General features: G+C 73.3%; 20 protein-coding genes and 2 pseudogenes. 9 read left to right on the top strand and 13 right to left on the bottom strand.

Annotation, left to right across the window (positions count from 1 at the left end):
* Positions 1-152 precede the first annotated feature (152 nt).
* The 3 genes from B6R96_RS31775 to B6R96_RS31765 all read right to left on the bottom strand — a co-directional run bounded on the left by B6R96_RS31775 (position 153) and on the right by B6R96_RS31765 (position 3,540).
* Complete coding sequence (locus B6R96_RS31775) at positions 153-1,583, bottom strand: hypothetical protein (protein ID WP_081524373.1); 1,431 nt, start codon at positions 1,581-1,583, stop codon at positions 153-155.
* 41 nt (positions 1,584-1,624) lie between these two features.
* The gene (locus tag B6R96_RS31770; RefSeq protein WP_081524372.1) at positions 1,625-2,293 is read right to left on the bottom strand and encodes a response regulator transcription factor; all 669 of its coding nucleotides are present in this window, start codon (positions 2,291-2,293) and stop codon (positions 1,625-1,627) included.
* 71 nt (positions 2,294-2,364) lie between these two features.
* Positions 2,365-3,540: a sensor histidine kinase gene (locus B6R96_RS31765; protein WP_081524371.1), complete on the bottom strand. Its 1,176-nt coding sequence runs from the start codon at positions 3,538-3,540 to the stop codon at positions 2,365-2,367.
* A 125-nt stretch (positions 3,541-3,665) separates the two neighbouring features.
* Here B6R96_RS31765 and B6R96_RS31760 point away from each other — a divergent pair, with 125 nt between their 5' ends.
* Positions 3,666-3,905 carry a hypothetical protein gene (locus B6R96_RS31760; RefSeq protein ID WP_030384335.1) on the top strand — a complete coding sequence of 80 codons (240 nt, stop codon included), beginning with the start codon at positions 3,666-3,668 and terminating at the stop codon, positions 3,903-3,905.
* Between the two features lie 384 nt (positions 3,906-4,289).
* On the opposite strand, the pseudogene B6R96_RS38845 reads toward B6R96_RS31760, so the two are convergent.
* Positions 4,290-5,609 (bottom strand): annotated as a pseudogene (locus tag B6R96_RS38845) (DUF6777 domain-containing protein); the annotation flags it as partial.
* 93 nt (positions 5,610-5,702) lie between these two features.
* On the opposite strand from B6R96_RS38845, the gene B6R96_RS31750 reads away from it, so the two are divergent.
* Positions 5,703-7,022, top strand: coding sequence for a streptophobe family protein (locus B6R96_RS31750; protein ID WP_081524370.1), 1,320 nt, complete (start codon positions 5,703-5,705; stop codon positions 7,020-7,022).
* A 15-nt stretch (positions 7,023-7,037) separates the two neighbouring features.
* Here the strand turns inward: B6R96_RS31750 and B6R96_RS31745 are convergent, their stop codons facing one another.
* The 3 genes from B6R96_RS31745 to B6R96_RS31735 are packed head-to-tail and all read right to left on the bottom strand — an operon-like array spanning position 7,038 to position 11,184.
* The gene (locus tag B6R96_RS31745) at positions 7,038-8,093 is read right to left on the bottom strand and encodes a serine/threonine-protein kinase (RefSeq protein WP_443070022.1); all 1,056 of its coding nucleotides are present in this window, start codon (positions 8,091-8,093) and stop codon (positions 7,038-7,040) included.
* A complete protein-coding gene (locus B6R96_RS31740; RefSeq protein WP_237291566.1) occupies positions 8,090-8,806 on the bottom strand; it encodes a hypothetical protein in 717 nt (238 codons plus the stop codon). The genes B6R96_RS31745 and B6R96_RS31740 overlap by 4 nt, the downstream gene beginning before the upstream one ends.
* Positions 8,807-8,811: 5 nt before the next feature.
* Entirely contained in the window at positions 8,812-11,184 is a 2,373-nt protein-coding gene (locus B6R96_RS31735; protein ID WP_081524367.1) for an ABC transporter ATP-binding protein/permease, read from the bottom strand.
* A gap of 179 nt (positions 11,185-11,363) precedes the next feature.
* Between B6R96_RS31735 and B6R96_RS31730 the strand changes: the two genes are divergently transcribed.
* The 5 genes from B6R96_RS31730 (at position 11,364) to B6R96_RS31710 (ending at position 16,631) form a co-directional block, all read left to right on the top strand.
* Complete coding sequence (locus B6R96_RS31730) at positions 11,364-12,386, top strand: cation diffusion facilitator family transporter (protein ID WP_081524366.1); 1,023 nt, start codon at positions 11,364-11,366, stop codon at positions 12,384-12,386.
* Positions 12,387-12,458: 72 nt separating this feature from the next.
* Entirely contained in the window at positions 12,459-12,938 is a 480-nt protein-coding gene (locus tag B6R96_RS31725; RefSeq protein ID WP_081524365.1) for an NUDIX domain-containing protein, read from the top strand.
* Between the two features lie 48 nt (positions 12,939-12,986).
* Positions 12,987-14,240 (top strand): Tm-1-like ATP-binding domain-containing protein, encoded by a 1,254-nt coding sequence (locus B6R96_RS31720; protein WP_081524364.1) that lies wholly within the window; start codon positions 12,987-12,989, stop codon positions 14,238-14,240.
* Between the two features lie 145 nt (positions 14,241-14,385).
* Positions 14,386-16,008 (top strand): serine/threonine-protein kinase, encoded by a 1,623-nt coding sequence (locus tag B6R96_RS31715; protein WP_081524363.1) that lies wholly within the window; start codon positions 14,386-14,388, stop codon positions 16,006-16,008.
* The gene (locus B6R96_RS31710) at positions 16,005-16,631 is read left to right on the top strand and encodes a hypothetical protein (protein ID WP_030384325.1); all 627 of its coding nucleotides are present in this window, start codon (positions 16,005-16,007) and stop codon (positions 16,629-16,631) included. Before B6R96_RS31715 ends, B6R96_RS31710 begins: the two co-directional genes overlap by 4 nt.
* On the opposite strand, the pseudogene B6R96_RS31705 reads toward B6R96_RS31710, so the two are convergent.
* Together B6R96_RS31705 and B6R96_RS31700 are read right to left on the bottom strand one after the other, a co-directional pair.
* Positions 16,609-16,818 (bottom strand): annotated as a pseudogene (locus B6R96_RS31705) (DUF6191 domain-containing protein); the annotation flags it as partial. The gene B6R96_RS31710 and the pseudogene B6R96_RS31705 sit on opposite strands and share 23 nt — an antisense overlap.
* A gap of 4 nt (positions 16,819-16,822) precedes the next feature.
* Complete coding sequence (locus B6R96_RS31700; protein ID WP_053168490.1) at positions 16,823-18,112, bottom strand: ATP-binding protein; 1,290 nt, start codon at positions 18,110-18,112, stop codon at positions 16,823-16,825.
* 160 nt (positions 18,113-18,272) lie between these two features.
* On the opposite strand from B6R96_RS31700, the gene B6R96_RS31695 reads away from it, so the two are divergent.
* Positions 18,273-19,775, top strand: a complete 1,503-nt coding sequence (locus tag B6R96_RS31695; RefSeq protein ID WP_081524362.1) for a hypothetical protein — start codon at positions 18,273-18,275, stop codon at positions 19,773-19,775.
* A gap of 45 nt (positions 19,776-19,820) precedes the next feature.
* On the opposite strand, the gene B6R96_RS31690 is transcribed toward B6R96_RS31695, so the two are convergent.
* The 3 genes from B6R96_RS31690 to B6R96_RS31680 form a co-directional block, all read right to left on the bottom strand.
* Positions 19,821-20,630, bottom strand: coding sequence for a polysaccharide deacetylase family protein (locus B6R96_RS31690; RefSeq protein WP_081524361.1), 810 nt, complete (start codon positions 20,628-20,630; stop codon positions 19,821-19,823).
* A gap of 227 nt (positions 20,631-20,857) precedes the next feature.
* A complete protein-coding gene (locus B6R96_RS31685) occupies positions 20,858-21,844 on the bottom strand; it encodes an MsnO8 family LLM class oxidoreductase (RefSeq protein WP_081524360.1) in 987 nt (328 codons plus the stop codon).
* Between the two features lie 93 nt (positions 21,845-21,937).
* Positions 21,938-23,140, bottom strand: a complete 1,203-nt coding sequence (locus tag B6R96_RS31680; RefSeq protein ID WP_081524359.1) for a serine hydrolase domain-containing protein — start codon at positions 23,138-23,140, stop codon at positions 21,938-21,940.
* A gap of 306 nt (positions 23,141-23,446) precedes the next feature.
* Here B6R96_RS31680 and B6R96_RS31675 point away from each other — a divergent pair, with 306 nt between their 5' ends.
* On the top strand, positions 23,447-24,217 hold the full coding sequence (locus B6R96_RS31675; protein ID WP_081524358.1) for a trypsin-like serine peptidase: 771 nt from the start codon (positions 23,447-23,449) through the stop codon (positions 24,215-24,217).
* Between the two features lie 16 nt (positions 24,218-24,233).
* Here the strand turns inward: B6R96_RS31675 and B6R96_RS31670 are convergent, their stop codons facing one another.
* A complete protein-coding gene (locus B6R96_RS31670) occupies positions 24,234-24,617 on the bottom strand; it encodes a VOC family protein (protein WP_081524357.1) in 384 nt (127 codons plus the stop codon).
* Positions 24,618-24,622 lie beyond the last annotated feature (5 nt).

The following is a 24,622-nucleotide window of genomic DNA, read 5'->3' as shown; positions in this document are numbered from 1 at the left end:
GGTCTCACTCTCCCCCGCCGGTGTCCCTGCGGAGCAGCCACCGGCGGTCCGGCGTGTCAGTCCGGACGTGGCGGTCCGGCGTAACAGTGTCCGGACGTGGCGGTCCGGCGTAACAGTGTCCGGACGTGGCGGTCCGGACGTGGCACGTGTCGTCACTCCGTGCCGGTTCGGGCGGGCCCGTCCGTCAAGGACCGGAAGAGGATCACGTCTCCCCCGCCCTTGATCTTCTCGATCCCGTAGCTGCTCAGGCTCTCCCCCTCCGAGTCCACGGCCACCACCCGCCGGTACGGCCTGACCCCGGCCGAGATGTCGGCATCGTTTCCGTCGGCCGCCATCGTCCACGAGGAAAGCAGGAAGCGCTGCTCACGGGTCGCGTTGATGACGTTGCTGCCGTGCTCGATCTCCCCGGCATAGCTGACGACACTGGGACAGGGCGGTTCGCGGCACGTCCGGACCTCATCGACCGAACCCCAGGAGAATCCGTTCAGGTGGAGCCCGAAAGGGATCCTCGCCTGGTCCTTGCGCAGGGTGAGGATCTTCGTATCGGTCGACAGCGCGTCGAAGGGGGCCGAGCGGGGCAGCCGGATCAGCTTCTGCTGGGAGAACTCCCTGCCGGGATTCACGTAGCCGCCCGCACCGAGGATCTCTCCGGTTCTGACCAGCGTGCGCACCGGAGTGTCCGTGTAGATGTCGACGTCCTTGCCTGCCTCCAGATCCCACTCCCAGCCTCGCTCCAACCAGTCGGGGCGGCTCGGCCGGAAACGCTCCCCCATCACCCAGAACACGCTTCCCAGAATGTAGGTGGGGGTTTTGCCGGTGTTCTTCACGGTCAGCGTCACCGGCAGGTAGATGTCGTCCCCCTGCACGTACGCCTTCCCGAACTTCGCGCTCGATTCGACGGTCACGGGTGCGGTGGACGGCTGGAACCAGGTGGTGTGGGCCAGGTTGGCGGCGGTGAGCGAGGTGGTGACCAGAAAACCGATCGCGAACCCCTTGGGATGGGGAATGTCCTTCCAGACCTTCTGCCGGAAGAGGAGCCAGGCCGCCCACAGGGACCAGAGCCACAGCGCCGCGAACGCCGGGAAGAGCGGTGTTGCCAACTCCCTCTCCTGGAACCACAGCAGGAGGAACAAGGAGTTCGCGGCCAGTGCGATGACCACGGCCGCCAGGAGAACGCCCCCGGAGTACGGCCATCCCCGCTTGCCCATGTGGTCGAGCGCAGCGACGGCCGCAATGGCCTGGACCCCGCCCGCCGCCATGAACAGCATCCCCGTCACCCGGCCGGCGAAGTTCGGAGACGCCAGGGCGTCCACCTGCCCGATGCCGATGAGCAGGGCCGCGCAGCCGAGCAGCCCGGCCACCAGGACGGCACCGGTCGCGAACCTCTGCGTCCGGCGGTCGGGCCAGACGTCCGCGCCCGCCCCGCGCCACTCGATGTCCGGCTCCCGAAGCCCGGACTCGTCGAGCAGGCGGTGCATCTCGCGCTCCGACCACACCCGGCCTGCCGTCTCGCCCCGGACCAGCACCTCCCGCAGGCCCCTGCGGTCCGGCGGCTGCACCACCACCAACGGCTCGTCGCTCATCCCCTCAGCCTCGCTGGCGCCGCAGGCCCGCGCATGCGTAGCTACGCCGTTCCGTCCCCCGGCAGGCTCGCGTCGTGGACCAGCAGGGCGATCTGGACCCGGTTGTTGAGGTCGAGCCGGGTGAGGATCCGGGACACATGGGTCTTCACCGTGGGCAGGGCCAGGTGGAGTTCCCGTCCGATCTCCGCGTTGGACAGGCCCCGTCCGACCGCCAGGGCCACGTCCCGCTCGCGTCCCGCCAGCAGCGCCAGCCTCGCGCGGGCCGCGGTCGCGCGGGCGCCCTGTCCCGTGTCACCCGCCACCTGGTCGATGAGGCGGCGGGTGACGGCCGGGGAGAGCACCGGGTCCCCGGCGGCCACCGTCCGGACGGCCGTCACGATCTCCTGCGGCGGGGTGTCCTTGAGGAGGAAACCGGCCGCTCCGGCGCGCAGCGCCCGCAGGACGTGGGCGTCGGTGTGGAAGGTGGTCAGGACCAGCACCTCCGGGGCGTCCGGCCGCGCCCGGAGCCGCTCGGTGGCGGCCAGGCCGTCGACGCCGGGCATCCGGATGTCCATCAGCACCAGGTCGGGACCGTGCACGGCGACCAGTGCGGGGACCTCCGCCCCGTCCGCGGCCTCCGCGACCAGCTCGATGTCCGGGGCGCCGCCCAGCATCAGGCGCAGCCCGGCCCGGACGATCGCGTCGTCGTCGACCAGCAGTACCCGGATCACTCGCGCCTGTCCCCTCTTTCCTCTTCCCGCTTGCCTGTTCCCCTCGCCGTCGCCGTCGCCCCTCGGCCGGCTCAGCGCTGCCAGGGTAGCCAGGCGTGCACCCGGAAGCCGCCGTCGGCGGGGAGGGCCGTCAGTTCCCCACCCGCCAGCCGGGCGCGTTCGGCGAGCCCGATCAGGCCCTGCCCGCCGCCGGGCACGGCCGGTTCCGGGACCGTGCCCCGGGCCGGATCCGGTCCGGGGCACCCGGTGTCGCGGACCTCGACCGTCAGCCCGTCGCCCGGGCCCCCGGTCACCCGTACGTCGACATGCGCGCCGGGCGCGTGCTTGCGTACGTTGGTCAGCGCCTCCTGCACGATCCGGTACGCCGTACGCCCCACCAGAGGGGGCGGCGCGGCCCCCTCGGGCGGTCCGGCCAGTTCGATCCGGCCGCCCGCCGCCCTCCCCTCGGCCACCAGCCGGGGCAGGTCCGCCAGTTCCGGCTGCGGGCGCTCGCCGTCCGCGGGCCCGTCGCCCGAACCCGTCCGCAGTACGCCGATCACCTCGCGCAGGTCGTGCAGTGCCAGGTGGGCGCTCTCGCGCACGACGCCGGCGGCCCGCTCGATCTCCGCCCGCGGGGCGCCGGGATTGAACTCCAGGGCGCCCGCGTGGACGCTGAGGAGCGACAGCCGGTGGCCGAGTACGTCGTGCATCTCGCGGGCGATCTCCTCCCGGGCCTCCATCCGGGCCCGCTCGGCCCGCGACTCCGCGTCCGCCTCGGCCAGCTCGGCACGCTCGCGCAGCGAGGCGATCAGCTGCCGGCGGGAACGCCGGAACAGTCCCCAGCCGATGGATCCGGCGATCAGGGCGAAGTAGGTCACCGCCGCACCTGCCCGCTCCTCGGACATCTCCGGCAGCCGCCACAGGAAGACGGGCAGCGGGCCGAAGGCCAGCGCCGCCACCCATGCCGTGGCCTTCCACGGCCGGGTCGCGGCCACGGTGAACACCGCGACCATCGCCGGCCCGGTCAGATAGTGCGCCACGCTGCCGGCCAGGAGCAGCACCACGGCGAGCTGGACGGGCCAACGCCGTCGCAGCAGGACCGCCGCGCACCCCAGTCCGCCGACCACCTGGTCGGCGGCCCGCCATCCCGCGCCGAGGCTCTCCGGTACCGGGATGGACTGCGAACTGACGGCGGCGAAGCACGCGGCGAAGAGGAACAGGCCCAGGTCGGCGGCCCAGTCCCGACGGGTGCGGTGGATACGGCGCATGGTCCGGAATGTACGTGGGCCCGCCCGCGCCCGGGAGTCCGCGCCCCGCTCCGGATACTTAAGTACGACAGCCGGCCGCCCAAAGGCCGATTCCGGGCCGCGGGCCCCGCGCCTAGCGTCGGGGCATGACCTCCAGCAATCCCAAGTCCCCGGTGGCGACCCTCACGGGTCTGCTCTGTTTCGTCCTCGTCGTCGGCGGCGCGAGCGGCCTGCTCCACGAGTGGCTCGGCTGGATCCACTTCATGGGCTTCGTCCGCTTTCTCGCTCCCGACGGCTACGAGATCTACAGCTACGTCGTCATGATCGCCCTCGGGCTCGCGGTCGGCGCGGCGGGTGATGCGCTCACCCGCCGCGGCAAGGCCTGACCGGGCCGGCCGGGCCAGGGCCGATCATGACTGCGCCTCCTCCCCGTGCCGGGGAGGAGGCGCAGTCATGGACGGGAGCGCTCAGCTCTCCTGGGGGGCCTCAGGCTCGGGCTCGGGAGCCGGGGCCGTCTCGGCCGGTTCTTCCGGCTCCGGGGCCGGGGCCGTCTGGGCCGGCGGCGGCGGAGGAGGCGACGGCTGGGGTGCTGTCTGGGCCGGCGGCGGAGGCACGGGAGAGGCAGCCGGCGGAGGCTCGGTCTTCGGCGCCGGTGACTGTGCCGGTGACTCGACCGCAGGCTTCGACGGACTCTGCGCGGGCGACTTGTTCTCGGAGGGTGACTCCGAGGGTGCCTGCGACGGTGACGCGGACGGCGGCTGCGAGGGGGTCGGTGACGGGGCCGGCGACGACTTCTCCTCGGAGGGCGACTTCGACGGCGTGTCGGACGGCTTCGGGGTCGTCGGCGACGGGGCCGGGGTCGTGCCCGACGGCTTCGGGGACGTGTCCGAGGGCTTTGGCGACGTCACCGACGGCGACGGGCTCGGAGAGGTACCCGAAGGCTTCGGCGACGTCACCGACGGTGACGGGCTCGGGGACGTACCCGAAGGCTTCGGCGACGTCACCGACGGTGACGGGCCCGGAGAGGTACCCGAAGGCCTCGGCGAGGTGAACGACGGGTTCGGGGTCGTCACGGACGGGGTCGGCGTGAACGGCGGCGTCGGGACCGGCGGCGGGGGTATCGGCTTGTCCGGCTGCGGCTTGCCCGGGTGGCCGCCCTTCGGGCGCTCGTACCAGCTGTTGTTGCCGGGGTCGTAGATCACGATCTTGTTGATGACGGTCACCGACGGGGCGACGGCCACCACCTTCGCCGGCTGGTAGGAGGGCCACGTCTGGCCGAACCGCTTCGGGTTCGCCTTGAGCGGCACCGGCGGGCCGAGCGGGTTGCCGCAGGCGCAGCGCACCCGCGGTACGCCCCGGTCGTCCACCAGCACGGCCGTTCCGGCCTGGAGCACGGCCTGGTAGGGCACGAGCTTGCCGTCACGGTAGCTGTGGTTCGTCACCCGGGTGTCCATCCGCAGCTGCACGGACGTGAGCGAGCGGAGGTAACCGGGAACGGCGGCCGGCTGGAGGCCGAAGGCCGAGCCGAAGGCCGCGTTCTTGGCGGGGTCCGCGTTCAGCGAACCGATCAGCTTCTCGACGTCGCAGCTCACGGAGTCCCTGGTACCCGTGTACACGCCCGGCGCGGAGCCGCTGACGCTCTTGGTGCCCACCGGCGCGCTCGCGCTGGCGCTCGGGCTGACCTGGGCGGAGCCGGTGCCCTGGGGAGAGGGCGGCCGGCTCTGCGGCGTCGGGCTCTCCGGTGGCGGCGTCTCCTTCACGGCCACGGACTCGGTGAAGGGGTCGGGGCCCGAGGCTGCCACCGGCTGGAGGAACACCTCGCCACCGGCGTTATTGGACGTCCCGCTGGGGCGGGTGAGGACCACGGCCAGGGCCACGACCGCCACCACCGCGACGAGCGCGGTGACGAGCCGTGGCACCGATCGCCACCAAGGCCCCTTCGCGGGGCCCTGACCCTGGCCTCCGGGGCCGCCGGGCGGACCCGTCGGCGGGGGTGGCGGCGGGCCCTGCTGCCCGCCCGAGAGCGGGCCGGAAGGCGGCCCGGTGGGGCGTTCTGAAGACGGCGGTCGGCCGGAGGGTTGTGTGGTCACGGGCTCTTCTTCCCAGGAGGAGTGAGTTCCCTGGGGACCATTGTGTGCGCCGTCCGGGTGGTGGCCGCAAGCCGAGGGTGTCACGGTGGCAGGGTGAGTCAGACGCCGGGATCGTCATCGTCGGGGGTCTCTGCGAAGGCGTGGCGCGACGCGCTCCTCGCCGTCGTTGCGGGCTTCGTGATCATGGCAGTGGTCGCCGCCGCCGGGCTGTTGTGCGCCGGAGCGGGCGACCTGCCGGGCGGCGCCTTCCCGCACGTGGTCGCCGCGGTCGTGGTGATGGCGGCCGGCGGTGTGCTGGAGGTGTCGGGCGGCGCCGGTTCGCTGGCGGGGGCCGACGCGAGCCTGTCGGTGGTCCCCCTGTCGGTGAGCCTGGCCGGCGCCCTGACGGCCGGCTACCTCTTCCTGCGCCCCCTGCACAACCGGGCCGTGGCCCGGCCCCGTGAACTCATCGGCCGGGCCGTCCCCTTGGTCCTGCTGTGGCTCCTCGCGCTGACGGGCACCACCTTCCTCGCCCGCGCGACCTTCGGTATCTCCACCGAGGACTCCCCCATCGGGACGATCACCGAACTCCTGGACTCCGCGCCGACCGTGGGCTTCCGGGTCGACCTGCCCGGCACCCTCCTGTACGGACTGCTGTGGATCCTGGGCCTGTTGCTGATCGCCCTGCTGGTCTCGCGGCGCGCCCCGCTCCCGGCCCGGCTGGTCCGCTTCCACTCGGCGCTGCGGCCGGCCGCCTTCGCCACGATGCTGCTGCTCCTCGCCTACGTCGTCCTCGGCATCGGGGTCGGCGTGGTCGTGGCCGCCACCCAGGGGCACGCCGAACGGACCCTGGCCGTGATCCTGCTCGGGCTGCCGAATCTGGTCTGGCTCGCCCTCACCCTCGGCTTCGGCGGCGCCTGGGAGGGCAATGTCGAGGGGCCCTTCGGACTGCCGATGCCGCAGCTGCTGGACCAGGTCCTGCGCGGCTCCGACCCGTCCCGGTTCGATGTGGCCTCGCTCGCCGAGCAGGACGCCCGGGCCTGGTGGCTGGTGGTGGTGGCCGCCGTGCTGCTGCTCGCCACGGGCGTACTGGCCGCCGTACGCTCCCCCGCCCACGTACGCGCCTGGCAGCACGCGCTCCACCTGGGTGTGGCCCTGGCGCTGGCGACGCTGGCAGTCTGCCTGCTGGGCCGGATCCAGGCGCAGTTCGGGCTCTCCCTGCTCGGCCTCGGTGACGTGGACGGACTCGGCGGCCAGGTCCGGCTGGAGCCCGTGCTGTGGCGCAACGTCGGCCTCGGCCTGCTGTGGGGCGCGGTGGCTGGCTTCCTGGGCGCCCTCCTGGCCCGTCCGCTGCACCGCCGCGGCCGGGTCGACGAGCCGTCCGCGGCGACCGGCACGCCCCCTGAGCGATCCGGCACGCCCCCTGAGCGATAGGGGCCGCGCGCGGGCTCAGCCCGCGCCGCCCTCCGCCGGGCTCCCGGGCACGGGCGTGCTGAACACCGGCAGCGCCCACCGCGGCACCGGCGGCGGGGCGGGCAGGGCGCCGGGCGCGGCTCCGGCCGCCGGCGCATCATCCGCCGACCCGGTCACCGGCGGTTCGGTTTCCGTCCCCGGCCCGGCGCCCGCGCCCGCCTGCCGCAGGGCTCCGGCGAACTCCAGGCAGCTGTTCCACCGGTCGTCCGGCGATTTGGCCAGCGCCTTCCCGAGTACCTCGTCCACGGCCTCCGGCAGCCCGGGCCGCAGGCTGCTCGGGGCCGGCGGCGTGTCGTACTGGTGGGCCCACAGCAGGGCGATGTCCTCGTCGCGCTGGAAGGGCGGTTCGCCCGTCAGGGCCTCGTAGACGACGCACCCGAGCCCGTAGACGTCGCACCGGCCGTCCACGGGCTTGCCCGAGATCTGTTCCGGCGCCACGTAGGCCACGGTCCCGACGAACTGGCCGTCGGTCGTGAATCCGGTCAGTGACAGCGACTTCTTCATCAACCCGAAGTCCGTGAGGTAGGCGTGTTCCGGGTGGTCCCGGTCCGGGCCCGGGGCGATCAGGATGTTGCCCGGCTTCACGTCCCGGTGGACCAGGTCGTGGGCGTGGGCCGCGTCCAGCGCGGACGCCACCTGGCCGGTGATCCGTGCGGCCGTGTCCAGCGGCAGCGGCCCCGTCCGGTCCAGCATCACGCGCAGGTCCGGCCCCTCGACGAGGCGCATGGCGATGTAGAGGAGTCCGTCCGCCTCCCCCGCCTCGAACACGGGCACGATGTGCGGGTGCTCGATGGTGGCGGCCACCTTCGACTCGTGGGCGAAGCGCCGCCTGAAGGTGTCGTTCCGGGACAGCTCGGGGGCCAGCAGTTTCAGCGCCACCCTGCGGTCGAGCCGCAGGTCCCGCGCCTCGTAGACGACGGCCATTCCGCCGCGCCCGATCACTCTCTCCACCAGGTAACCGGCGATCTGCTGCCCGCGCAGGTCGCCGGGGGTCCCGCCGGCGGGCTCCGCCCGCTCCTCGTCCACCGTCAGCCGCCTCCGGGGTCGCGGGTGTCGACGATCCGCGTCGGGTCATGGGCCACCGCCCGGTCGGACCGCTCCCCGGCGCCTTCGCGCGGGATCCCGACCGCGTCGGTCGGCGTCGGCTCCCTGCGTACGGGGGGCCGCCCGGCCGGGTCCGTGTCCGCGGGCGGCGGTGGCGGTGGTGCCGCTGCCTGCGCCGGCGGGCCGCCCGGGCCGGCGGCGACGGCGAAGGTCGACATCCGGTCCCCATCGTCGTAGAGCCAGCGGCCCGACTTCTCCTCGTACAGCCACACCGACTCGCCGTCGATGACCACGCCGGCCCGCAGCCCGCGTACCGAGCGGCGGAAGGCGTCGATGTCGATCCGTCCCGAGGCGAGCTCGTCCACGGCCCGCCGGTAGCGTTCCAGGGTCTCGGCGCCCCGCGTGAGCAGCGGCCTCGGGTCCTCGGAGCGGACCGGGGGCTTCTTCCCGGCCGTCGGTGGCGGGCGGGGCACGGCGACCAGCAGCCGTCCGTCCACCCAGGCGGACCAGCCGTTGGCGCACAGCACCTCCCCCCACTCCCCGCGGCGGGACAGCAGCTGCACGGGCAGGAAGGCGTCGAGGGGCACCGTCGGCCGGCTGACGTCGGGCGCCTCCCAGGCGGACAGGCCCTCCTGCGGCACCACGTGGGTGGGTGTGAAGTCCTCCACCTCGCCTCCCGGGCGTCCCATCGAGCTGCTCATGAAGTCTACTTCCGCATGATGGTCGGCTCGTGGCGGCGCAACAGCCGGGAGACCAGCAATCCGAACAGCACGGCGAGGGCGACGAGCACGCCCATCTCGATGAGCCACAGGTGGGGCTTGTGGTCGAAGAGCGGGTCCTCGGTGATGGTGCCGGGCATGATCGCGCCGAGGTCGATGGTGGCCGCCATCGCGGCCATGGCCCACCGGGCCGGTACGAACCAGGCGAACTGCTCGATGACGGGGACGCCGGTGAGTTTCAGCAGGGATCCGCAGAAGACCACCTGGACGATCGTGAGGAGGACCAGGAGCGGCATGGTGACCTCCTCCTTGGTCACCAGGGCGGAGATCAGCAGGCCGAGCAGCATCGCGGTGACGGACAGCAGGGCGACGGCGAGGGTGATCTCGATCAGGGGTGGCATGAAGAGGCCGCGGCCGTTCGGGGCGTTGGTCTTCACCCCGGCGAGGCCGACCACGGTGAGGACGACGGCCTGGGCGACGGTGATCACGCCGAGGACCACCACTTTGGACATCAGGTAGGCCGAGCGGGACAGGCCCACGGATCTCTCGCGCTGGTAGATGACGCGTTCCTTGACGAGTTCGCGCACCGCGTTCGCGGCGCCCATCAGGACGCCGCCCACGCACAGGATGAACAGGGCGTTCAGCGCGGTGTCGAGGGTGAGGGCGCTGCCGGACAGCGCGCGGGTCATCGCGGCCATGACGAACGGCAGCCCGATCATGATGACCAGGAAGGTCCGGTCGGACCTGAGCACGGCGGCGTACCGGCGGATCAGCGTGGAGAGCTGGGAGCCCCAGCTCTGGGCCTTGACGGGTGGCTGCGGCGGGACGCCGGCGGCCCGTTCGGCCTGCGCCGCGAGCGGCAGCCGGCCGGCGGTGACGTCGACGTTGCGGCGGTGCAGGGGCGAGTCCCGGTACTCGCCCGCCCAGTCGCGCTCGCGGTCGTTCTCGAAGGCTTCGAAGGCCTCGGGCCACTGTTCGAAGCCGAAGAAGCCGAGGGCCTCCGCAGGGGGGCCGTAGTAGGCGATGCGCCCGCCGGGGGCGAGGACCAGGAGGCGGTCGCACCCTTCGAGGTTGAGCACGCTGTGGGTGACGACGATGACCGTGCGGCCGTCGTCGGCGAGGTCGCGCAGCATGTTCATCACCGAGCGGTCCATGCCGGGGTCGAGGCCGGAGGTGGGCTCGTCCAGGAAGAGCAGGGAGGGCTTGGTGAGCAGTTCCAGGGCGACGGAGACGCGTTTGCGCTGTCCGCCGGAGAGGCTGTGGATGGGCTGGTCGGCGCGCTGTTCGAGGCCGAGTTCGCCGATCACCTCGTCGACCCGGGCCTGGCGTTCGGCCGGGGCGGTGTCCTGCGGGAAGCGCAGTTCGGCGGCGTAGGTGAGGGCGCGCCGGACGGTGAGCTGGGTGTGCAGGATGTCGTCCTGGGGGACGAGCCCGATGCGGCTGCGCAGTTCGGCGTAGTCGCGGTAGAGGTCGCGCCCGTCGTAGAGGACGGTGCCCCGGTCGGCGGGGCGCAGGCCGGTCAGGGCTCCGAGCAGGGTGGACTTGCCGGCTCCGCTGGGGCCCACGACGGCGAGCAGGCATTTGACGCCGACCGGGAAGGAGATCCCGTCGAGGAGGGTCTTGCGGCCGTTGTCGACGGTGACGGTGAGGTCCTGGACGTCGAGGGAGACCTCTCCGGTGTCGACGAACTCCTGGAGCTGGTCGCCGACGAGGCAGAAGACCGAGTGGCCGATGCCGACGATGTCGCCCTCGGTGACGGGGGCGGCGCGGTTCACGGCGGTGCCGTTGAGGTAGGTCCCGTTGTGGCTGCCGAGGTCGACGATCTGGTAGGTGCCGTCGGCGAGCGCGTGCAGTTCGGCGTGCCGGCGGGAGACGGTGAGGTCGTCGACGACGAGATCGCTGTCGGGGGCGCGGCCGATGCGGACGGCGGTGCGGACGGGCAGCGGGCGTACGGTCGTCGGCTGCCGGAAGGTGCCGGTCACCGCCGCGTTCGCGATCCGCGACGGACTGCCGGCACCCGGTTCGGGGGGCGGCGGCGGCACGGGGCCGACGACCGCGGCGCGCGGCCCGTCGTCGACGCTGCCGAAGCGCAGTTCGGTGCCGACGCCGACGCTCCACTCGTGGACGCGGTGGCCGTCGGCCCAGGTGCCGTTGGTGCTGCCCTCGTCCTCCAGCGTCCAGTGGTCGCCGTCGGGTCTGAGGATCGCGTGGTGCCAGGACACGCGGGCATCTTCGAAACAGATCTCGCACAGGGGGTCCCGACCGACGTGGTAGATCCGGTCGGGTTCCATCTCGGTGGCGCCCCAGTCGGTCACCAGGACGAGCTGGGGCGCGGTCGGCACTCCGGGGCGCTGGACCATGACCAGATTTTCCCACGATCGGGAAGGTCCGGCACCGGTCGGGCATCACCGCAGGTCAGAGGCCTCTTATGGGTAATGACAACGGTCCCCGTTGCAGCCTTTGCCGATCTCGCCGGGGTGCGCTTCACTTCACGCGACGGAACCGAACACACGGCTGCCGCGACGAGACGGGGGACGCCATGAGTGGGCACGACCACGCGCACGACGACCACGGGCACGACGGGCACGGGCACGGACCCGGCGGGCACAGCCACGGCGTGTCCGCGGACGCCGACCGCCGCTGGCTGGCGATCGCGCTCGCCCTGATCGGCGGGTTCATGGCCATCGAGGTCGTCGTCGGCGTCATGGCCAACTCGCTGGCGCTGATCTCGGACGCCGCCCACATGCTCACCGACGCCGTCTCGATCGTCCTGGCGCTGATCGCCATGCGCCTGGCGGCGCGGCCGGCCCGCGGTGGTTTCACGTACGGCCTCAAGCGGGCGGAGATACTCTCCGCGCAGGCCAACGGCCTGACGCTGATCCTGCTGGGGCTCTGGCTGGCGTACGAGGCGGTGCGGCGGCTGATGGACCCGCCGCCGGTGGAGGGCGGCCTGGTGGTGGTGACGGCGCTCGCCGGCATCGCCGTCAACGTGGCCGCGGCCTGGTGCATCTCCCGGGCCAACCGCTCCACGCTCGTCGTCGAGGGCGCCTACCAGCACATTCTGAACGACCTGTTCGCCTTCATCGGGACCGCCGTCGCCGGTGTGATCGTGCTGACCACCGGTTTCCGGCAGGCGGACGCGATCGCCACGCTGGTCGTGGTGCTGCTGATGCTCAAGGCGGGCTACGGGCTGATCCGCGAGTCCGGCCGGATACTCCTGGAGGCCGCTCCCGCCCACGTGGACCCGGACGCGGTCGGCGACCGCCTCGTCGGGCACCCGCCCGTCACCGAGGTGCACGACCTGCACATTTGGACGATCACCTCGGGGCAGGCGGCGCTCTCCGCGCACGTACTGGTCGAGCCGGCGGGCGACTGCCACGCCGTACGCCGCGACCTGGAGCGGCTGCTGGAGAAGGAGTACGGGATCACGCACACCACCCTCCAGGTGGACCACGTGCAGGACTCCCTCCTCACGGTCGGCCGCGCGGGCGGCGGCCCGCCCGACGCGCACTGCGCGGACGCGCACGGTCCGGTCCACCGGCAGGGCCCGCACGACCACTGACGCGCCGTACGCGCACCCGCGGATCGCCGGGCCGATCACTGGCCCGGGTCCGGACGGGGCATGCATGGAGCCATGACGCACAAACGCAGTGCCGGACTGCTCCTGTTCCGGCGGACCGGGGCGGAGTCGGCGCCCGGTGTCGAGGTCCTGCTCGGCCATATGGGTGGCCCGCTCTGGTCCGGCAAGGAAGCGGGGGGATGGGCCATCCCCAAGGGTGAATACGGTCCGGAGGAGACGCCGAGGAACGCGGCCCGCCGGGAGTTCACCGAGGAGATCGGGCTGCCGCCGCCGGAGGGCGCGTACCTGCCGCTGGGCGAGGTGCGGCTGACCAGCGGAAAGCTGGTGACCATCTGGGCGGTGGAGGCGGATCTCGACCCCGCGCTGATGGTTCCCGGGACCTTCACCATGGAGTGGCCGCCGCACTCCGGAAACGTACAGGAGTTCCCGGAGCTGGATCGGGTGGCCTGGTTTGCTCCGACCTTGGCGGAAAACATGCTGATTCCGTCCCAACTCCCTTTCCTGGAGAGGCTGTTGGTGCTCCTGAAGGTTTGACCCACACTTGCACTTGCCAACACCCTTACCTGCATGGACATTGCACACATGACCAACGTCGTGCTGGTGGGAACCTTGGACACCAAGGGTGTGGAGTACGGCTGGCTGCGCGAGAAGCTGCTGCGCGCCGGCGTCGAAGTGGTACTGGTCGACACAGGGATCATGGGCGAACCCCGGGTACCCGCCGATGTCCCGCGGGACGAGGTGGCCCGGGCCGCCGGAACGGAACTGTCACAGCTGCGCACGGCCGCCGACCGGGGTGCGGCCGTGACCACCATGGCCAGGGGCGCGGAGGCGACCCTGTTACGGCTGCACGCCGAGGGCCGGCTGCACGGGGTGCTGGCCATCGGCGGGAGCGGCGGCACCTCCATCGCCACCCGGGCGATGCGCGCCCTGCCGCTGGGCGTACCCAAACTGATGGTCTCGTCCATGGCGTCCGGGGACGTCCGCCCCTACGTGGGCTCCTCGGACATCACGATGATGTACAGCGTGGTGGACATCGCGGGGATCAACAGCATCTCCGCCCCGGTCCTCGCGAACGCCGTGGAGGCGATCGCCGGGATGGCCCGGGCCTACGGACGCACCTCCCCGCAGGGCCGCCCGCCCAGGCTGGGCGCCGGCAGCCGCCCGCTGGTCGCGGCGAGCATGGCGGGCGTGACCACGGCCGGTGTGGACGCGGCGCGCGAGCGGCTGACGGAACTCGGCTACGAGGTACTGGTCTTCCACGTCAGCGGCACCGGCGGCCGCACCCTGGAGACACTGGCAGGGCAGGGGGTCTTCGCGGGCGTCCTCGACCTCACGCTGAGCGAGCTCGCCGACGAGCTGTGCGGAGGCATCCTCACCGCCGGCCCCGACCGGCTCAGCGCGGCCGGGCGGGCGGGAGTCCCGCAGGTGGTGAGCCTGGGGGCGCTGGACATGGTGAAGTTCGGCCCGCTGGAGAGCCTTCCCCAACGGATCCGCGACCGCGGGGTCCACGTCCACAACCCGTCGATCACGGTGACCCGTACGACCGCGGCCGAGTGCGCGGAGCTCGGCCGCCGGGTCGCCGCGAAACTGCGCGCCGCGAACGGCCCCACGGCGGTCTGCGTCCCGCTCCGTGGACTGTCCACGCTGGGCGCGCCGGGCGGCCCGTACCATGACCCCGGCGCGGACCGGGCCCTGTTCTCAGCGCTGCGCGAAGGGTTGCGGGGCAGCGCCGCCCGGCTCCACGACTACGACACGCACATCAACGACCCGGCCTTCGGGCGGGCTGCGGCCGACCGGCTGCACCACATGATCGGCGCGATGTCGGCCGCCGCCTGAGACACCCTCCGTGGTCGGGAACCGGCCACGGAGAAAACCACGTCCCATGTGGCGTCCGGTCCGGGGAGGGCCGGTGGACGGCCGGTCCCCGACCGGTCGTCCGAGCGGAACAGCGGCGCCACACGGCAGACAGGGGGCAGGGACGATGAACGGCACGCGGGCGACATGGTCGGTCCCCGGTTACACCGAGGTCCGGGAGCTCGGTTCGGGCGGCAGCGGCCGCGTGGTGCTCGCCGTCCACGACGGCACGGGCACCCCGGTCGCGGTGAAGTACCTCAGCGACCGGCTGCGCCAGGACCCGGCGTTCGTCGGGGAGTTCCGGGCCGAGGCCCGACTCCTGGGCGGGCTGGAGACTCCGTACGTGGTCCGGCTGTACGAGTACGTCGAGGCGTCCGGCGGCGCGGCCATCGTCATGGAGCTGGTGGACGGCATCTCCCTGCGCGCGCTGCTGAAGCAGTCCGGGCGGGCCGACGCCGAGGCCGCACTCGTGGTCCTCAAGGGCTCCCTGCTGGGGCTCGCGGCGGCGCACCGGGCGGGCGTGGTCCACCGGGACTACAAGCCGGAGAACGTGCTGGTCGCCCCGGACGGCTCGTCGAAGCTGGTGGACTTCGGGATCGCGGCGAACCGGGGCAGCACGCCCGGCGTGGCCGGAACCCCCGCCTACATGGCCCCCGAGCAGTGGCAGGGCCGGCCGGCCTCGCCCGCGGCCGACGTGTACGCGGCGACGGCGACCTTCTTCGAGTGCCTCACCGGGCGCAAGCCGTACGACGGGGAGAACTTCGCGGAGCTCGCCGTCCAGCACATCGAGGCGCCGGTGCCCGAGACCGAGGCGCCGGAGCCCGTACGCCCGCTGATCCGGCGGGGCCTGGCGAAGGCACCGGAGCAGCGGCCGGAGAACGCCGAGGCGTTCGTGGCGGAGCTGGAGGGCGTGGCGCTGGCGGCGTACGGGCCCGAATGGGAGGAGCGCGGGCAGCGCAAGCTGGCGGCGCTGGCCGCCCTGCTGCCGCTGCTGTTCCCCTCGGCGGGCGGCGCGGCGGCCGGTACCACGGCGGTGGCCTCCACCACGGTGCCCGGCGGTTCGGGCTGGGCGCCGGGCCGGCGGGGCTGGCTCGCGGCGGGCGTGGCGCTGGTACTGGGGGCCGTGGTGGTCCTGACGACGGACGCGATCGGCGCGTCCCCGGGCGGGGCCTCGGCGCTGAGCGCCTTCGCCACGACGAGCGCGGCGCCTCCCGGGCCGGCCTCCCCGAGCCCCGGCCCGACGGGCACCGCCTCTCCTTCACCGAGTCCGAGCCCGAGTCCGAGTGCCTCGGCGTCCCCGAGCCCTTCGCCGTCCGGATCGACGTCGCCGTCCGCATCACCGTCGTGGTCGACGAGCCCCACCCCGACGCCGACGGTGAGCCGGCCGCCCACGCCGACCCCGACTCCGACGCCCACGCCGACACTGAAGGTCTCGGACGTCGCCGTGTCGCTGCGGACCGGGGTCTACCGGGGCGACGCGACGATCTCGGTCGCCAGCCAGGGCACCGGGTCGGTGACCGTGGTGGTGGAGTGGTTCCTGGGCGGCGCCCAGGGCTCCTACTCCATCCCCGACGGCACCGATTCGTTCGTGGTGCAGGCCGGCTCGACCGCCCCGGTGGTCAGGTCCCACACCTTCACCCGTGACCGCGGCTGCTACGGCGGCGTCCGGGTCACCACCAAGCCCACGGCCGCGAACAAGTCCGCGTCGGCCTCGCAGTACCTGCTGCGCTGCCAGGAGGTACCCCGATGAGCGGTTCCGGCGCCCCCGAGGGCGACGACTACAGCGCCACCGTCCTCGGCAGCCACTGGTTCAGCGGCCCCCCGGCCACGACCAAAAGGATGCCTCCCGAGGAGGTGGCCCCCGACCGGGTCGAGGGGTCCGTACTGCGGTTCGGGCCCGGGGTCACCGCGGCCATGCCCGCGCCGTTCCCCCTCGATGCGGTGGTGGCCGTGGCGCAGCCGCCCCGGCGGAGCCGGTGGGCCGGTCTGCGGCGGTACACCCTCGCGGCGGTCGTGCTGGCCGCGGTTCTCGTGTACCTCGGGTGGCAGCGGCTCGGCCCCGGTATCGAGGTCCGCGGGGTGACCGTGAGCACCGATCCCAAGGGCCCGGCCTGTGACGCGGCGGCCGATGTGGTGGCCGTGGTGGCGACCGACGGGCGCCCGGGCACCCTCACCTACCGGTGGGTGCGCAGCGACGGCACACGGTCCGAGCAGCTGACCGAACGGGTGCCGCGCGGGCAGCGCGAAGCCCGACTGCACCTGCTGTGGACCTTCCGGGGCACGGGGACCTACCCGGCGAAGGCAGAGCTCCAGCTGGTGTCGCCCGGGCAGCGCACGGCCTCGGTGGACTTCACGTACCGCTGCTCCCCGTAGCGGGCGCGCCGGCGGTGCCGGGCAGCCGGATGACGGCGAGCCCGCCGTCGAGGTCCACCCGGGTGCGCGGCGGTGCGCCGTCCTCCTCGTCGTCGCGCAGGACGAGGGCGCTCTGCCGCTCCTTGAGCTCGTTCTGCTTGCCCGGCGAGAAGCTGGCGTGCAACTGCTCGAAGCCGGTGGCCGATACGGGGTCAGAACCGGGCGTGCGCGGTGATGTCCGCCTCGAACTCGCCGGTCATCGCCGGGGTCACCGTCGGCCGGCACTGGCGGACCGCGGCCAGGTAGTCCTCCGTGGTCGCGCCCAGCTGCGCGGCCGCCGCGCCCCGCGCGCCCACCGCCTCCAGGTCCCGCTCGAAGGACACCTGCGCCGCGATCCGCGCCGCGTGCTCGATGTCGGCCGGCGTGAACAGCTCGGTGGCCGCCACCAGGGCGCTCACGTCCACGTCGCCGCGCCCCGCCGTGTAGCGGGACCAGATCGCGGCGCGGGCACCGGCGTCCGGGGTGCCGATCGGGATGAGGTAGTCGAAGCGGCCGGGCCGCAGGAAGGCCGGGTCGAGGGAGCGGATGGAGTTGGTGGCGCACACCAGCAGCCGTTCGTCGCCCTCCCGGAAGCCCGGTATCAGCTTCAGCAGCTCGTTCGTCACCCCGTGGATCCCGCCGGGCTGCGCGGGCTCGGTGCGCACGGGCGCTATCTCCTCGACCTCGTCGATGAAGACGAGGACGCGCTCCAGCTCGGCGATCCGGGCGAAGGCGTCGCGCAGGGCGGCCGCCAGGTTGCCCTCGTCGGCGAGGCGGGACGGCAGCAGTTCCACGAAGGGCCAGCCGAGCCGGGAGGCGATGGCCCGCGCGAAGGTGGTCTTGCCCGTGCCGGGCGGGCCGAACAGGGTGATGGCGCGCGGCGGCCGCACCCCGTGCGCGGCGGCCCGCTCGGGCTCGGCGAGCGGCAGCACCACGCGCCGCTCGATGAGGTCCTTCTCCTTCTCCATGCCGGCGACCCTGGTCCACAGGTCATTGGGCAGGAAGCGGCCGCCGAGGTCGTCGAGCAGTCCGGCGGCCGGTCCGTGCAGCGGCTCGGTCTTCTCGAAGTAGGCGACGGCAGGCTGCCGGGTGTACCCGGCGTTGAGGAGGCCCTCGCCGAGCATGTCCTCCTCGGGCAGGACGTACGCGATGCGGCCGACGCGTGCCGCGATCAGCCGGCGCTCCAGCTCGACGAGCAGCGCGCTGGCCAGGCCGCGGCCGCGCCATCCGGCGGCGATCGCGATGCGCATGACCCAGGCCCGTTCCCCGGTGACGCAGGCGAGTGCCGCGCCGATGGGGACGCCCTGGTGGACGGCGACCACACAGGGCTGGCGGTCGGTCAGCGCGCTGATGCACTCGGCGAGCGAGAAGACGGACTCCTGACCGAGTTCGGCCGTGGTGTCGATCAGGTGGACCACCGCTGCGAGATCGCTCTCGCGGTAGTCGTGGATGAGCCAGTTCACCGGGTACCGCCCCTCGTTCGTGCTCCTGCGGCGAGGCTAGGGGCGAGGGGGCCGGACGCTCACGCTCCGTGGTGCACAACAGCCGGTCGGGAAACCGTCCGTGGCGTCCATAGACTGGTGCTTTCCACCGACGCCACGTCCCGAGGATCCCCGCGCCTTCATGCCTTCCGACATACCTGCCATATCCAGCGCATCCGCTCTGTTCGTTTTCCGACGCCGGCGCGTTCTGGTGTGGTTGGTTCCCCTCCTGTGGACCCTTGGGCTGGGGCTGTGGGGGCTTTCGCGGCAGGAGAGCGTCTGGCGGGACGAGGCGGCGACCTGGCAGGTGGCCGGGCGGTCGACGGATGAGATATGGGCGATGCTCGCGAACGTCGACGCCGTGCACGGGCTCTACTACCTGCTGATGCACGGCCTCTTCGAGGTCTTCGGGGCGAGCACGACGACCCTGCGGCTGCCGTCGGTGCTGGCCGTCTCGGCGGCCGCGGCCTGCGTGGGGTTGGTCGGGTCGCGCCTGGCCGGGTTCTGGGCGGGGGTCGGCGGCGGGACGGCCCTCGGACTGCTGCCGTCGGTCCAGTTCTACCTCCAGGAGGGCCGCCCGTACGCGCTGGTCGCGGCCGGGGCCGCCCTCTCCACCCTGCTGTTGGTCTCGCTCCTGGAGAGCGGGCCCGGGCGGCGGACCTGGCCGCGCTGGGCGGCGTACGGGATCGCCGTGCTGGTGTGCGCCCTGCTGAACTGGCTGTCCCTGCTGGCCCTCCCGGCGCACGCGGCGACCCTGGGGTGGGTGCGGGCCGGGCGGGCGGTGTGGCTGCGCTGGGCGGCGTACGGGACGGCGGCGGTGGCGGGGGCACTGCCGTTGATCCTGTTCAGCCGGGGCCAGTCCGACCAGGTGTCGTGGATACCGCCGCTGACGTGGCCCGTGCTGATCGGGCCGGGGATCCTCCTCGCCGTCGGCGGCCTGGGCGCGTGGGCGGACCGGCCGGAGCGGCTTGCCCGGCCGGACCGCAGGGCGCTGTCGGTGGCCGCCGTCGGTCTGCCGCTGCTGGCCGTGCCGCAGCTCGGGCTGATCGGACTGTCCCTGGTGCAGCCGCTGTTCCAGGACCGGTACGTGCTGTTCAGCATGGTGGGGCTGGCGTTGTTGATCGGCGCCGCCCTGGCCGCCGCCGTACGGCTGTGCGCGCGCCGGTTCCCGAGGGCGTCGGCCCTGGTGGTGCCGGGCGTGGTCGGGGCCTCGGTGCTGGCCCTGCTGCCGGTGGAGCTGGGCAAGCGGGCCCCGGCCAGCCGGGTCGACGACGTCCTGGCCGTGGCCGGTGAGGTGGCCGGGCTGAAGCGGGACGGGGACGCGGTGCTGTTCGTCCCGGCCGCGCGGCGGGACACGGCACTGGTGTCGCCGAGCGCCTTCGGAGGCCTGGCCGACGTGGCGCTGGCCGCGTCCCCGGTCGCCTCGGCCACTTTGAAGGGCGAGGAGGCGGAGCCGGCGCGGATAAGGGAGTCGCTCCTCGGGCAGCAGCGGGTGCTGCTGGTGACGGACGCGGCGAAGGTGGCGAAGGCGCCGTCGGCGGAACGCGACAAGGCCAAGGAGGCGGTCCTGCGCGAGCACTTCCGGATGGTGGCGGACCGCCAGGTACGGGGACGCCGGGTGACGGTCTACGAGCGGCGCGCCTAGGCGGTGCCGTGCCCGGCGGGCCCGGCCTGATCGGCGGGTCGCCCGCTACGGGGTGGTGCGGGCCGGGAAGGAGAAGCGGTAGCCCTGCTCGGTGAGCCAGGGCAGGTACTGCTTCAGCGCCGCGACGGTCTCGCTGCGGTCGCCGCCGCCGTCGTGGAAGAGGACCGTCGGCTGCTGGGGGAGCTTGCCCTTCACGGTGGAGAGGATGGCCTCCAGGCCCGGGCGGCTCCAGTCCTTCGGGTCCACGCTCCAGCCCAGCGGCCGCATGCCGCTCGCGGCGGCGATCGCGCGGCTGTCGGGGGTGAACGCTCCGCCCGGCGCCCGGTAATAGGTGACGGCGACCCCGGGCACGGCCTTCTCGATCATGGCCTTGCCCTCGAGTATCTGCTGCTGCTGGTAGGCGACGGGCTTGTGGTCCATCGTGACGTCGTGGTCGACGGAGTGGTCGCACAGCCGGTGTCCGTCGGCGGCGACCGCACGCACCAGCTCCGGGTACTTCTGCGCCTTGGTGCCGATCATGCAGAAGGTGGCCTTGACGTGGTTCTCCCGCAGTGTCTCCAGGACCTGCGGCGTCCAGCGGGGGTCCGGGCCGTCGTCGATGGTGATCGCGACGTCGCGGCCCGGGCCCTGCGCCAGCCGGGATATCGCCAGCGGGATCCCGGTGGCGCTCCGGGCGGAGCCCGCGGTGCCGACCGGCGCGGAGTGGCCGGCGGGAGGCGCGTCCTGGGCACGGTCCACCGAGCCGTCCGTGGCGGCGTACGCGGGAGTGCCGGCTGCCGCCAGAAGACCGAGGACGGCGGCCGCAGCGGCGGATCCCGCCCGTCGACGACGTGCGGAAGTGGTGGTGATGCGCATGGACGTGCTCTTCCTTTGCCCTCAGCCCCGGATCTCGTGTGGTCGATCCAGGCTAGGTCATCCCTCCGACGCCCCTTCTCGACCGAATGGCCTGTTTTGTGCGATTCGGCGCACACGAGCCTCCGGGCCGGCGCCGACAACGCCGAAGCGCCAACGGCTGTGGTGCATGCGCCGTGTCCCGGCGGGTGTGAGCAGTGTCACGACCGGACGGCGCACCGGCCTCCGGGTCACGGGGCCGTCGCCGCCTCCCAGTGCTTCTTGACGAGCGCGTACGAGGCGATCCGTTCGCCGAGGTCGTAGACGGGTGTGGTCAGCATCAGCTCGTCCGCCCCGGTCTCGGCGGCCAGTTGCGCGAGCCGGGCCACGACCGTCTCGGGCGTGCCGACGGCCTGCTGCGCCCGGAAGCCCGCCAGTGCCTGGCGTTCCTGCTCGGTGAAGGGGTGGGCGGCCGCCTGCGCGGGGGTGGGGAAGGGCGTCCGGCTCTCCCCCTTGAGCAGGCCGGCCTTGATGACGTTCATCGGCCCGCCGCGCCGCTCGGCCTCCTCCTCCGTCTCCGCGCACACCGCTTCCACGCACAGCAGTACGCGGGGCCGCTCGCACCAGCGGGACGGGGTGAAGGCCGACCGGTAGGACTCCAGAACCGCGCGGGTGTTGTCCGGGCGGATGTGGTGCGCGATCGCGACCGGCAGGCCGAGTTCCGCGGCGAGCGCGGCCCCGGCGGGGCTGGAGGCCAGCAGCCACGGCTCGGGCAGCGGCCCCAGCGCGACCTCGTCCACCAGGAACGACAGGATCGCGGCCACGTCCTCGCGGTACTCGGCGTCGGTCGCCGGTTCGGCGCCGCGGCGCAGCGCCCGCGCGGTGGCCTCGTCGAACGTGCCGGGACCGCGGCCGATGCCCAGGTCGATGCGGTCCTCGTGCAGGGCGGCCAGGGTACCGAACTGCTCCGCGAGCGTGAGGGGGGCGTGGTTGGGGGCCAGCACTCCGCCCGAACCGAGACGTATGGCCGAGGTCGAGGCAGCCGCGTGCGCCGTCAGGACGACCGGTGGGAACGCGCCGATCGCGGGCGAGTGGTGGTGCTCCGCGTACCAGATGCGGTGGTAGCCGAGGTGTTCCAGTCCTTGGGCGAAGGCCGCGGTGTCGCGCAGGGTGTCCGCGGCACGGGTGCCCGTTTGCACCATCGCGACTTCCAGCGCTGAAAGGGGTATGTCGAGCATGGCGTCAGCATAGGGAGCGCGGGTGGCGGCGCGGGTGGGCGTGATCGTTTTCGCGCCACGCCACCGCGCCGCCACGGGAGTTGCGACGGCGGCTCAGTGGCCCTTGAGCAGGGCGCAGGCGAAGTCCTCCTGCACGGTGCGCAGTCGGGCCAGCAGGGCGGGCTTGTTGCTCTTGTTGGTCTGGGTGTTGATCGAGAAGGTCAGCGACCGGGTGCCGTCGGGTGTGGTGGCGGCGAGCTGGGTGTACCCGGGGAAGTTCCCCGTGTGGCCGTAGAGCACTCCGCAGCGGGTGGTGTACTGGAAGATCGCCAGCCCGGCGGCGTTGGTGCCGGGGCCGGCCGGCTCGGAGGAGTCGCCGGGGCGGAAGGTCAGCTGCTCCTTGCGGGTCTGCGGCGACAGCAGGGCGGGACCGCCGTAGGCGCGGATGAAGGTGCCCAGTTCCCTGGGGGTGGACACGATGCCGCCGGAGGCCCAGACGCCGGAGGCGCTCACGGCCTCGCTGATGTCCTCCGGTGCGGCCGGCGGCTGGACGTCGTAGCCGTGCAGGTAGGGCTGCGGGAGCCGGTAGCCCAGGGGCAGGCTGGTGCGGCGCAGCCCCAGCGGGCGGTACACGAGCTCCTTGAGGAGGTCCTCGTAGCGCCGGTCGGTGACGGCCTCGGCCATGAGCGCGACGGCGATGTTGTCCGAGTTGGAGTATTCGTACAGGGAGCCGGGCAGGAAGTTCAGCGGCTCGTCGGCCACGAAGTCGAGCAGGGTGCGCGGGTCGAAGACATGGCGCGGGTCGGCGGTGAGGATGTCCAGGAAGTCGGCGTCTGCCGAGTAGTCGGGCAGGCCGCTCGTGTGCTGGAGGAGCTGGCGCAGCGTCACCGGGTGCCAGGCCTCGGGCTGGTCGGGCAGGCGCTCGCCGATGGTGTCGTCGAGGGAGAGCAGGCCCTGGTCGACGAGCCGGAGGGCCACGGCCCCGCTGAACGCCTTGGCGATGCTGGCGATACGCATGTGGTCGTCGGGGTGCGGTGGGCGACCGGTCGCGATGTCACCGACACCGGCCGTGTACACCTCGGTACGGTCGCTCCGGGTGAGCATGGCGATGACCCCGGGCGGGCCGTCCTCCTGGGCGACGAGCCCGTCGAGCTGCCGCTGGAGGCGCTTGTCGTGGTGCGGGCGGCCGTCGCCCGGGCCCGGGTCACCGGCCGCCAGCGCGGGCTGCAGCAGCCCACCGAGCGCGGCGGCGGTCAGGACGGTGGCGGACAGTGCGGTGCGGAGGCGGCCTCGGCGGGCACGGGCACGGGTCGGCATGTGCGTGGCTCCTGGTGTGCGCTGGGACGGCGGGGCGGGCGGCGCCCGGCCGGTCCCAGCAGTAGCAGCCCGAGCGGCACACCGGCCTCGCGGCGCGCGCCGTGACCCCCCGGTTGGCTGCGTCGGCCGGGGTCTCGGCTCGCGGGCCGCGGGCCTCCCGGGCACCCGGGCCGGTGGCCGCCGAAAGCCGACAAAGAGGGGCCTGTCCGGGCATGCCCCGGGTTTCACGCCGGGTTCACGAGATTCACAGCGGATTCATACGGAACACCAGCCTCCGGACATAGGTTCGGCGGGCAGGGTGGAAACATGATCCAGTCCACGCTCCCCCGAACGGCCCGGCGCACCCGTGCGCGGCGGGCGTCCCGGATCCTGATCGCGCTGGCCGCGATGCCCGCTCTGCTCGGCGTCGACCTGCCCGACGCGGCGGCCGCACCTCCGCTCGGCGTCACCGTCCGGGCCCTGCCCGGCGCCACCGCGGACCGGGTGGGCGCCCTCTTCGCGGGCGGACTCGACGGCGGGCACTTCTGCACCGCCGCCGTGGTGCACAGCGAGGGCCGCGATGTGATCGCCACCGCCGCGCACTGCCTGGAGGACCCGGACACCACCGTCTTCGCACCGGGCTACCGGGACGGCAGGGCCCCGTACGGCGTCTGGAAGCTCACCGGCGTGTACATCGCGGCGGGCTGGACGGACGGCCAGGACCCGGACGACGACATCGCCTTCGCGACGGTCGCCCCGGCGGACGGCGCGCCGGGCGGGGCCGTGGAGGACCTGGTCGGCGGGTTCCCGGTCGCCGCCGAGCAGCCGGACGACGCCAGGGTGACGGTCATCGGCTACCCGCGCACCGACGAGACGCCGCTGCGCTGCGCGAACACCACCACCCTGCAGACCGGGACCCAGCGCCGCATCGACTGCCCGGACCTGACCGGGGGCACCAGCGGCAGCCCCTGGCTGGTGGGCGGCGCGCTGGCGGGGGTGCTCGGCGGGTACGAGGGCGGTGGGAGCGTGCCGGAGGTCTCGTACAGCGCGGTGCTGGGCGACGAGGCGGTGGAGCTGTACCGGCGGGCCCGGTCCTGAGGCCGTCCCGAGCGGATCACAGGGGTGGCAGCCGCCTGCGCAGGAGGCAGAACTCGTTGCCCTCCGGGTCGGCGAGGACGTGCCAGTCCTCGGTGCCGCTCTGCCCGACGTCGGCGGGCCTGGCGCCGAGCGCGAGCAGCCGCTCCAGCTCGGCGTCCTGGTCGCGGTCGGTGGGGTTGACGTCGATGTGCAGCCGGAGCTTGCCGGGCCGCGGATCGCTGCCGGGGCTGAGGACGAAGGTGGGCTGCGGCCCGCCGAAGCCGGCGTCGGGCGGCCCGATCTCGATGCTTCCGTCGTCCTCCCGGCCCAGTTCCGTATAGCCGAGGACCTCGCTCCAGAACCCGGCGAGCCGCTCGGGGTCGGCGCAGTCGATGACCAGCTCACTGATGCGGCATGCCATGCCCG

It is taken from the genome of Streptomyces sp. Sge12 (assembly GCF_002080455.1).
Lineage (GTDB): Bacteria > Actinomycetota > Actinomycetes > Streptomycetales > Streptomycetaceae > Streptomyces.
The sequence above is the reverse complement of the archived record's forward strand: the minus strand, read 5'-3'. Positions and strand labels throughout refer to the sequence as shown.

Bases quoted from the DNA above. Each gene is read 5' to 3' on its own strand.
- B6R96_RS31775 (WP_081524373.1), bottom strand. From the start codon at position 1,583: ATGAGCGACGAGCCGTTGGTGGTGGTGCAGCCGCCGGACCGCAGGGGC.
- B6R96_RS31765 (WP_081524371.1), bottom strand. From the start codon at position 3,540: ATGCGCCGTATCCACCGCACCCGTCGGGACTGGGCCGCCGACCTGGGC.
- B6R96_RS31760 (WP_030384335.1), top strand. From the start codon at position 3,666: ATGACCTCCAGCAATCCCAAGTCCCCGGTGGCGACCCTCACGGGTCTG.
- B6R96_RS31740 (WP_237291566.1), bottom strand. From the start codon at position 8,806: ATGAGCAGCTCGATGGGACGCCCGGGAGGCGAGGTGGAGGACTTCACA.
- B6R96_RS31735 (WP_081524367.1), bottom strand. From the start codon at position 11,184: ATGGTCCAGCGCCCCGGAGTGCCGACCGCGCCCCAGCTCGTCCTGGTG.
- B6R96_RS31730 (WP_081524366.1), top strand. From the start codon at position 11,364: ATGAGTGGGCACGACCACGCGCACGACGACCACGGGCACGACGGGCAC.
- B6R96_RS31725 (WP_081524365.1), top strand. From the start codon at position 12,459: ATGACGCACAAACGCAGTGCCGGACTGCTCCTGTTCCGGCGGACCGGG.
- B6R96_RS31720 (WP_081524364.1), top strand. From the start codon at position 12,987: ATGACCAACGTCGTGCTGGTGGGAACCTTGGACACCAAGGGTGTGGAG.
- B6R96_RS31715 (WP_081524363.1), top strand. From the start codon at position 14,386: ATGAACGGCACGCGGGCGACATGGTCGGTCCCCGGTTACACCGAGGTC.
- B6R96_RS31710 (WP_030384325.1), top strand. From the start codon at position 16,005: ATGAGCGGTTCCGGCGCCCCCGAGGGCGACGACTACAGCGCCACCGTC.
- B6R96_RS31695 (WP_081524362.1), top strand. From the start codon at position 18,273: ATGCCTTCCGACATACCTGCCATATCCAGCGCATCCGCTCTGTTCGTT.
- B6R96_RS31690 (WP_081524361.1), bottom strand. From the start codon at position 20,630: ATGCGCATCACCACCACTTCCGCACGTCGTCGACGGGCGGGATCCGCC.
- B6R96_RS31685 (WP_081524360.1), bottom strand. From the start codon at position 21,844: ATGCTCGACATACCCCTTTCAGCGCTGGAAGTCGCGATGGTGCAAACG.
- B6R96_RS31680 (WP_081524359.1), bottom strand. From the start codon at position 23,140: ATGCCGACCCGTGCCCGTGCCCGCCGAGGCCGCCTCCGCACCGCACTG.
- B6R96_RS31675 (WP_081524358.1), top strand. From the start codon at position 23,447: ATGATCCAGTCCACGCTCCCCCGAACGGCCCGGCGCACCCGTGCGCGG.
- B6R96_RS31670 (WP_081524357.1), bottom strand. From the start codon at position 24,617: ATGGCATGCCGCATCAGTGAGCTGGTCATCGACTGCGCCGACCCCGAG.